Here is a 10,654-nt window from a genome sequence, read left to right as displayed (position 1 = left end):
GGTGTATAGTGTTGGTAATGGGTTAACTGCGGCATCGGCATCGGCTTGGGTTAGGTAATAGCTTAGGGTGATGCCTGTTTGTCCATTTAGTATTTGTGCGTTGGCCTCTTCTAGATTAAATTCTTCGACTTCATCGCCTGGGTTATTAACATCACAGAGTTCTAGTGGACTTGGTTGTACGAGTACGGGTAATGGATTGACGATAAGTTCTAGTGGGCGTACTGTTGCACAGCTATTGGTGTTGTCTTCTACTCGTATCCATATGGTTTGGGTATTGGCTATAGTGTTGACAAAGGCATTTGGCGTTGCTATAGGGTTGGTCCCTGCATTGGCATTGGCTTCTGTGATATAGTAGGTTACGATGTATTGTGCAGGGTCTAAATCGTTGGATGGGTCTGTGTCTAATTGGTTTAGTATTTCTGGCTCTTTTTCGGTTAAATCGAAACTGGCAAAGCCATCGGCATCATCGTCGCAGACTTCTAATGGGGTGGGGGCTGTTATTTGTGGGGTGGGGTTGACGATAAGTTGTAGTTCTACAAAGCTTGCACAGTCTGTTGCGATAGTTGAGCTTTCTATTCGTACATAAATGGTTTGCATGTTAACCACAATGTTATTGTAAATGCCTGTGATGGCATTAATGTTGTTTTCTGCATCGGCCATGGTTTCATGGTAGGTGATATTTAATCCTATAGCTCCACAAGCGATTTCATTGTCTGCTTGGGTTAAATCGAATTCTCCAAAACCATCGCTATCTGGGTCGCAGTATTCTAATGGTGTTGGGGTGCAGGCTACTGGGGCTTGCTCGACTTGTAAGGTTAGTGTTGTTGTATCGAAACAGTTTGTTATGCTATCTTCAACACGTACAAAGATTTGTTGCATATTCGGCACTATATTAGTGTACGGAATCGGCAATGGATTAACACCATTTTGGGCATCTATCAATGTTAAATAATAACTTACAAAATAGTTAGTATTTCCTCCAGAAATTTCTCCATTTTTAATAGAAAGATCTATACTTGTAATTCCATCTGGTGTACCATCGTCGCAAACACTTAAAGGTGTAGGAGTATTTATTACAGGCAACGGGTGTACCGTAACATTCTCTATGTTTGTAGCTGTACATGTTCCATTTGTAGTATATTCTACGGTATAAGTTGTCCCTGAGACTCCCATTGTTATTTCTCCAGTTCCTGCATCTATAATTGCTCCATCTGTAGGCATTGGATTAAAAGTAAATGTCCCACCAGCAAGTCCATCTATATTAGCAGTAGCTCCATTACAGTTTGGTGTCATTGTAAAAGAAGCATCGTCTAGAGGTAATACATTTAGAGTTTGTGTACTAGAACTTGGACAGGTTCCACTTGTAGTATATTGAATAGTATATGATGTACCTGATGAAGCTCCGGTAACATTACCTGTCATTGCATCTATAGTAGCTCCATCTGAAGGTAATGGATTAAATGCAAAAACACCTCCTGGAGTTACTATATTATTAACTGTTCCTCCAGTACAATTTGGTATTATAGAAAATGAAGCATCATCTACTGGGTTTACTATAAGTTCAAATAGAGCATTGTTAGACACAGTATAACAGGTTGGAATGGTTGCACTCTCTATCCTCACGAAAATTGGTTCTGGGTTGGCAACATTAGTATATAGGTCTGGTAATGGATTTGTGCCATTATCTGCATCTGCAAAACTTAAATAATAGGTAATATTATAATCTGTTGCAGAAAGAGAACCTAATATATCGGCATCTTGCGTTGTTAAATCGAATGTTTCTGAGCCATCATTACTTGCATCATCGCATAACTCTATATTTGAAGCATTATTAATGGCTGGGTTTTCTATAGATAATGTAAACGATTCACTTGCTATTAAAGCTCCACAACTATCAGTTATTTCAACACTATATGTTGTTGTTGCATTTGGAGTAAAAACTGGGTTTGCAATGGCTGGATCACTTACTCCTATAGTAGGTGTCCATGCATAGGTATAGGTTCCTGCTAAAGTAGCATCTACTGTATTTAATGATTCTCCACTACAAACACTTTGATCGGGTATTGATAGAAAATTATCGGTTGTAAGATACTCTATACAAACTTGGTGTACATTTGTAGCACCTCCCGTAGATCCTGTAAAGCCTAAAAAAACATTTGAGTTTCCACTAAATAAATCATTAGAAATATCTCCTGTATAGGAGAGACGTTGATTACAATCGAAAAAAATGGTTAATGTGTTTGTTGTGCTTTCCCATGTTATTTTTACTTCATGATTATTACCGTCTTCTATATTAGTAGAGGTGTTTGATGCTTGAATTGGGCCTGCTAAATTTTCTGCAGCTGAATGGTTAACCACTCCATTAGATAATATTGCTATATGATCGGCTATAGGATCATTTTCATCAGTATTTTGCCATGTATCAAATTCAACAGCTAATGAAGGAGTAATACCTTCATAGCCAACGCCTCCTCCTGGATTGCCAACTACAGGTGTAGCTGTGTCCTTTAATATTAATGCCATACCATCTGCTCCATTGGCATCATTTGATCCAAAATTAGCATTAACTTTTATCACAAAATCATTTGTTAAATCGATAGCATTATCTAACCAGACTGCACCTACTTGGGTATTAATATTTGGTGTAATTTGATAACAGTTATTTCCTAAGTCGCTTGCATCTCCAATGAAAGTAGTAGATAATTGAGCATTAATTTTTATAAAGAAAACTAGAAATACAACTAGTGTTATGTTTTTTTTAAAAGTCATGTTGAATAATATGAATTGTGTGCAAATCTAATTAAAATGGATTTTAACCATATTGTATATAACAATTAAAAGATAAAAACTCCTAACTGCCTTTTTTACTATTTAATAATATTGCGAAAAATAATTTAAAAAAAGATTAACGTCTTAAAGTAAAATGGCCTTTAACATCAAATTTTATGTTTCCTTTTACAACTTTAGCTAAAAACCAATAATCATTTGCTGGCATCATATGGCCATTGTAAGTCCCATCCCATCCATAAGAATTATGTTTTAGTGTAGTAAGTAATTTACCGTATCTATCAAAAATATAAACTAAAGTTCCTGGTAATTGACTTACTCCTGTTATATGCCAAGTATCGAAAAAACCATCTCCATTTGGAGTTACAAATTGTGGCGCATCTATGATAACAACATCTTTAGATGTAGAGTTACAACCATTTATATCTATAACAGTAATAACATGCGGTCCAATAGGTACATTTGCAAAAAAGTTTGATTCTTGAGGTATTCCATCATCTAACTGGTATAAGTAATCTCCAGAACCACTAACAACTACTGTGATATTATTAGGGTCTGCAAAATCTACGGTCTCTGTAAATTCTATAGTTGCAGCTTCCGATTGGATTACATTAAATGTAGATGTTGTTGAGCACCCCAAATTGCTTGTAACAGTAACCGAATATTGTCCTATTGCATTTATTTCTATTACTGAACTTGACTCATTAGTAGACCATAAGTATGTATCTGAAGAGACGTTAGTATCTGCCGATACAATAAGTGGTAAATTGTCTAAACATATTACTTGATCTGTTATATCTACAAAAGGCTTCCTATTTACTGTGGCATTAAAACTTGTAATATTAAAACAATTTGTTTCATTATTTTCTACTCTTATATAAAATGTTTGTATCGCTTCAACTGTGTAATCTAGATTTAAAATTTCATTTTCATTAGATATTGCATCATTTTCAGAAATAAAATAAGATACAGTAAAATCATTAGGATTTTGAGTTCCTAAAACTATTGGTGTTTGTTGAGATAAATTAAAAGATAACATGTTATCGAAATCATCATCACATGCTTGTAAATTTGGCACAGGATTAGCCATTGGTAATGGAATAACTTCTATTGTAAACGAACCATAATTAACACAATTAGTATCTGTAAACTCTGCTCTAATAAAGATAGTATCGCTATTAGTAATATATGTGTAATTTGTACTTAATTCATTTTGCATAGATTCTGCATCTGTTAATGAACTATAAAATGAAACAGCTACATTTTCTTGAGTTCCAATTAATGGTTCAATTGTGTCATTTAAATTATAAAAATTATCTTCATTTGTACAGGCTTGAAACACAGGTATATCTGCTATTGTTGGTGGTAAATCTACAATTAACTCAATAGGAACATTCGCCGAACAATTAGAAACTGTATTAGTTACCGATATATATACTATTTGAGGATTACTTACATTATTGTAGTTAGTAGGAGTTGTTATTGGGTTTACACCAGCATTTAAGTCTTCTTCATTTTCATAATACGTTACAACTGTATCGTCTTGTCTTATTGCTAAAACTTCAAACTCGGCAACTGTTAAATCAAAAACAATACTACCATCTGTATCTGTATCGCATGCTCTTAAAGCGGAAGCTGAACTTACTTCTGGTATTTGTACTACATTATATTCAAAAGAAGCTATTCCTTGACAATAAGTTCCATTATCTACGCTCACAAATAATTCTTGTGGGTTTACGGTATTTGCAAATGTATTTGGCAATGGGTTTTCTTGATTTTGAGCGTCCTCTAATGTTAAATGAACTGTTACACTTAATGCTTCTGGACTATTTTCCATGATTGCATCAATTTGTTCACTTAAATCAAAGATCTCAAAACCATCATTAGAAATATCATCACAGACAAAAACATCTAAAGGCGCATTGTAAATTGGTTCAGACCCTACTTCTATTATAAAAGAAGCTATTCCATAACAATTATTATCTGTAACATTTTCAACTCTAACATAAATAGTTTGTGTTTGAGAGGTATTATTGTAAACATTGTTTTTATCTATAATGTTAGTTCTATTAATTGCGTCTTGTTCAGTTTCAAAATACAGTACCTCTTTACCAGTTTGTCCGTTTAGTATTTCCTCATCCTTTTCTGATAAAATAAAATCGGCTATTTGATTGCCATCTGTTTCACAATTTCTAAAGTTAGTGATAGGAATAAATTCGGGTAATGTATTTACTATTATATTTATTGGTACTAAAGCATAGCATCCAGTAGATTGATATTCAACTTTAGTTATAACTGTGGTAGTTTGCGTATTGTAATTTGTACTATTAACTATTTCATTGGAAGAGTTATTAGCATCTTCTTCTGTTAGAAAAAATGAAATATTTAATCCATTAGTGTTATTTACTATTTCATCTATTTTTGTTGTTAAATCTATAATAGAAAAAGCATCTTGATCATCATCACAAACAACATAATCTGTAGGAATTGATACTGTTGGCGCTGGTAATACTTCAATTGTTAACGGCTTAATATCAAAACATCCAGATGTTGTACGAACTCTAACATATATAGTTGTTGGGCTTGATGTATTATCATAGAAAGGAGGAAGACTGTTGGTTTGATTTTCTGCATCGGCCATGGTTTCATAATATGTTACCGTAGGGTTAGGGATTCCAGCACTTACTATTTCATTAAATTCAGATAATTCAATAGAAGTTAACATGTCGTCATCAGTATCGCAATATGTTACAGTATCGGTGTTTGTTATTGTTACAGATGGATATACAGTTAACTCTATTTCTGCCGTATTACTACAGTCAGGATTCTCTATTAATAGATATAAAATTTGAGAACTATTTACAGTATATGGAGTAGAAGTATCTAAAGGGTTGGTATTGTTTTGTAGATCTAATTCTGTTTCATAATAAGTTATCGTTACATCTTCTAGATTATTAGAAATAACTGTTGTTATAGCATTAAGATCAAAAGTTCCACTTCCATCATCTGGAGCTACATCGCAAGTGCCAAAATTACGAATATTTGTCCCTGTTTCAAGAATGTTAGTATGTAATTCTAATAATACAATCGAAAAACAAGAGTTGTTATCATTTTCAACTCTAATATAAATTATTTCTAAATCTGGAGTTGTATTTTGATAATTTGTAGGGTCTACTATTGGATTTACTCCTGTATTTGCATCTTCTTGAGAGGTATGAAATGTTACTGTTACACCTGTGGCACCTTGTAATACATCATTAATTACTGTTGTTAAATCAAAGGTTTCTATACCATCGTCATCCTGTTCGCAAGCATTAATTTGTTGCGTTTCATTATTAACATTAGGAGCATCTGTTGTATTAATCATTATGCTTGTATATGCAGAACAATTTGTTGTTATATCAATAACTGCTATAAATAATTCCTCATTAGGATTTGTTGGTGTATATGGAGATGCTATTGGGTTTGTTCCTGTATTTGCATCTGTTTGCGAATAGTGATAGGTAACTTGTAAATTACTATTGCTATTTGTAACAATAGCATTATAGTCTGTTAAAATAATTTCGTTACTTCCATTCGAACATATTTCTATAGGATCTGGATTTGTAATAATAGGAAAAGGGTTTACAACTAATAAAAATGTAGTTATATATACACAACCTGTATTTGTATCTTCTGCTCTAACATATATTGTTTGAGGACTAACGATATTTGTAACTGTAGTTAAAGGATTGCTATTACTTATAGCATTGGCATTAGATATATGATAACTTATTGTATAATTAGAAGGAGGCAACGCAGCCTCTATTTCTGGAGTTTTAATGGTGAGATCAAACAATTCTGCCCCATCATTACTAGCATCATCACATTGCGTATAATCACTAACAGGAGGGCCTGTTTCTATAGCGTTAAGTACAACATTTATCTCATCAGAAAATGTACATGTTGTAGACCCTAATGGAACGGTTATTTCTACAGAATATACTCCAGAAGAATCAACAAATAAACTACTTGATGTTTCTGATAATTGATTTCCATCTTGAAACCATACATACTGAGCATCTGGATTATTTGTCTCAGCATCTAATGTTGTTGATGTATTACAACTAGAAATATCTTCTCCTAAATTTACACTATCTGTAAAGCTATTCCCTTCTATAAAGACAGCGGAATCAAAATTTCTATCTGTTTGATCTGCTATAATTAATTTTATTTGATATTGAACATTTGGGGTTATACTTGCAGAGGCAGACATAACAGTTGTTCTTCCATTAAAATTTGTATCTCCAATGTTGTATCCTTGAAAAAACTGAGCATTTTCAGCATCACAAAACCCAACTATTTCATCATGTATTGTATTTGTATTTACAGGAATTGTGGTGCTAGGAATTACTGCTATATTTTGAAAAGGAGCTGCTGTTCCTGCTTCTCTAATTAAAAAAGCAAAACCATCTGAATAATTACATGGGTAATTATTAAAATACTCTTCGGAAGCTAAAATATAATTAAACTGAATTGTACTAGATGCTGAAATAAAGTTGAATTCTATAGAAGTTGCATTTAAAGTGTTGGAAATACCTAGAGCGGTTTCTAAATCTGGATCTGTCCCCCAACTATTATCCCCTTCATTTAAAGGATTTACATTTTCAACATTTCCAGCAGAGCTTACATTTCCAGATGATAATACAATTCCATTTTCGAAAGGAAAATTAGAATTAGCTCTATCAAAATACCCATAACTAGAAAAACCATTTACACTACCATTAAATGATGATGTAATGTTAGATACTTGGACACATCCTTGCACTAAGTTATTTTCTATAAGCTGTTGCGGTGTTAAAGAATCATCTATAGATATTTGCTGGGCATTTACTTGTTGAAATAACATATAAGCGATGAAACATAACATGTAATTAAACTTCATATTTGTGTTTCTTTTTTTCAAATGTTTAAACATTTTGTAGGGAAGTTTGGGGTATTTTTTGTGTACTACGAAATTAATCATTTTTCGGATGAAATGCAAAAAAAATAGATAAAATGCATTTTTCAAATTGAAATATCCGATTAAATGCTAATTTTAAAGTTATTTTGAAGGTCTATAAAATAAACCTCATAATTACATACGAGAGAATTCTTGAAAAAGTTTTATTTTCATAAAATATTAGGAATGTGTTCTTGGTTAGATAAGTAAGAGAATTACCTATTCAGGTAAACCCAACCTGTTAAGGTTTTAAAATTGGAATCGTTGGGGTGCAATACATAAAAGTAAGTTCCAGAAGGTAAGTCTCCACCACTATTTATTCCTCTATTAGATTTACCATACCATTTAAGGTCATTATTACCTTGAAAAATTAAAGTTCCGTAACGGTTATATATTAATAATTCATGATTTTCAAAAATATCGTACAATCCCTGAATATTAAAAAAATCATTAAAACCATCATTATTTGGAGAAAACCCATCTGGGATATATGGAGGACAGTTTTCTGTTAATAGCTCAAATTGGAAAATATCAAAGCAAATAGCTGTTTCTGCTCTTATAAAAATAGTTGTAGGCGTTGAAGATGGCTGATAATTTTCAGGAATTAAAATCTCGTTAATATCATTTTGTAAATCTTCTATTGTTTCATAAAATGAAAATTCAGAATAATTACTGGCCTCTATTTCTGCTAAATTAATAGTTAAATCAAAAATGGCTGTATTAAATCCAATATCACAAGCTTCCATTGCTTGTATAATTTGAGTTTCAGGAAGAGGGATAAGTGATATGTCTTCTATAACTTCATTATTTATTTCAATAATCTCTATTACATTTCCGTTTCCATTTCCATCATCATCCACAATTACAGATAATAAGAAGTCATCAAGAATATTATTAGGTATTTGTAAAGTAATCTCTCCACTTTCTGAACCTCCGATAACAATATTGCTAAATGTTTGTGATTGCCCAATAAGTATAGTTTCGGCATAAAATGAAATAATAGTTCCAGAAGGTAAACTTGCTGTACTATTTAGGTTATTTACAGTATAGTCTAGGTCTAAAGTACGATTTCCACAATTCACAAAATAATCATCTAATACTATTGTAGCATCTGGCAATTGACTATTAAGTACAGTTATAATATTATTGATTATAATTAAATCTGCTCTAAGATTACCTGTTTGAGGATCTATAGCCCCTGTGGTTAACTTTATTTCAACTTCTGTATCCCCAATTACAATATTATTTTCAATTCCATAAACATCTAAATCACAATTATAAAAATTTGTAGCATTTGTAAAACTATTAGTACCATTAAATGCATTATCAACTTCATTTAGAGGAGGGTTTGAAATAAGATTACCGTTAATAGAAATACTCTCACCATAATTTAAAGCATTATCTCCTTCCCATGCCAAAAAACCAATTTTAGCATTGTCATTGTCTAAAACATTGACGTTATTAAGTAAAATAGTTTTTTCCTGAACATTTCTGTTTATAATTTCTAATCCTTGAAATAAATTTACCTGATTTAGCGGAAGACTGTTGTTTTCGAAAATAACATACAGACTCCAACCTGCAAAATTTGTTCTAGTAGTACAATAACCAGGAATAGTTGCCAAAGTTTCTGAAATATCAAGATTAGATAATTCGTACATAGTATTACCCTCTGCTAAAATTTGATCGGTCACATCTGCATAACATGAGAAATAAGTAAGTACTCCTTGAAAAGGATCATCATAATCAACAGTATAAGTTTCATCTGCTACTACATCTGTACTATTTAAAGTTACCTCCATATCTCCAGAACCTGAACCTGCCCAATATAAATACGCAGCTATAACATTTGATGAAGAGTCTACATTTAATAAAGCCTCAGATGATGGTAAAGTTTCGCAAAAAAAACCATTTAGATTATTTTCTGCTTGATTTAAAGTATTACCTATAGCTAGATAATCATAACGACCATTAAACTGACTGAAAAGCGTAATATCTTGAGCTACTATTATTGTTGTTTGAAAAAAAACAATAATGAATAATACTATATATTTAACGCTTTTCATTCAGTCCATTTGATTACCAAGGTTTTAAAAATACAAATTCCTTATCGTTTCAACGCAAAATGGGCCTTAAAAGTTTTCACTTCATTAGTGCTCGGTTCTCTATACTGTACCGTAAACCAATACGTACTATTAGGCATTGGGTTGCCATTATAGGTACCATTCCATCCACTTCCAGAAGGGCTTAGTTGTTTTAATAGCTTGCCATAACGGTCAAAGATATAAATAATAGCATCTGCTTGTCCAGCTAAGCCATAGATGTTCCACGTATCGTGGTACCCATCCCCATTAGGTGTAAAGTAATGTGGGTAGTCTATAACAGTAATGGTTATGGTAGTTTCCCCACAGCCTATAGCGTCTCTTACCGTAATAGTATGTTCTCCTGCTTCTACATTGCTAAAGGTATACATCCCATCGTTTGGTGTATTGGCTTCCCATGCTCCGCCATCGATACTAAACTCGTATACCGAGATGGCTGTACTTGCCGTTGTTGTTGCCGTTACTGCAATATCATGTTGGTCTGCAAAGGCTAATGTGGTAATCTCTGCGGTAACCACTGGTGGCTCGCTTACTTCTACAAAGGTTACTGTATTTGGGTCGCCTACTATGGTAGAACAGCCTAAGGCACTAGTAACCACTACCGAGTAGTTCCCGCCTTCTGTTGGGGTAATACTTGATTGGTTTGTGTATTGTGGTTGTTCTACGCCTTCTAAGTACCAGGTAAAGGTATAGCCATCGGCCACAGTTAAGCCCGTGTCTATTGCTGGCGTGTTAATGACTTCTGTACCATTGGTGTTGATACATAATAGGTAATTGTCTTCTAAAT

4 protein-coding genes are annotated in these 10,654 nt (G+C 32.9%); all 4 read right to left on the bottom strand.

Annotation, left to right across the window (positions count from 1 at the left end; all coding sequences use genetic code 11):
• A partial coding sequence (locus tag ACVC08_RS00865) for an L-type lectin-domain containing protein (RefSeq protein WP_452600618.1) occupies nucleotides 1–2,769 on the bottom strand: 2,769 nt, incomplete at its 3' end.
• 136 nt (nucleotides 2,770–2,905) lie between these two features.
• Nucleotides 2,906–7,711 carry a choice-of-anchor L domain-containing protein gene (locus ACVC08_RS00860; protein WP_452600617.1) on the bottom strand — a complete coding sequence of 1,602 codons (4,806 nt, stop codon included), beginning with the start codon at nucleotides 7,709–7,711 and terminating at the stop codon, nucleotides 2,906–2,908.
• 272 nt (nucleotides 7,712–7,983) lie between these two features.
• A complete protein-coding gene (locus ACVC08_RS00855; RefSeq protein WP_452600616.1) occupies nucleotides 7,984–9,831 on the bottom strand; it encodes a gliding motility-associated C-terminal domain-containing protein in 1,848 nt (615 codons plus the stop codon).
• A gap of 41 nt (nucleotides 9,832–9,872) precedes the next feature.
• A partial coding sequence (locus ACVC08_RS00850) for a T9SS type B sorting domain-containing protein (RefSeq protein WP_452600615.1) occupies nucleotides 9,873–10,654 on the bottom strand: 782 nt, incomplete at its 5' end.

The organism is Pontimicrobium sp. MEBiC06410, from assembly GCF_053601615.1.
Note: the sequence above shows the minus strand (reverse complement) of the source record. Positions and strands in the feature narration are given on the sequence as shown.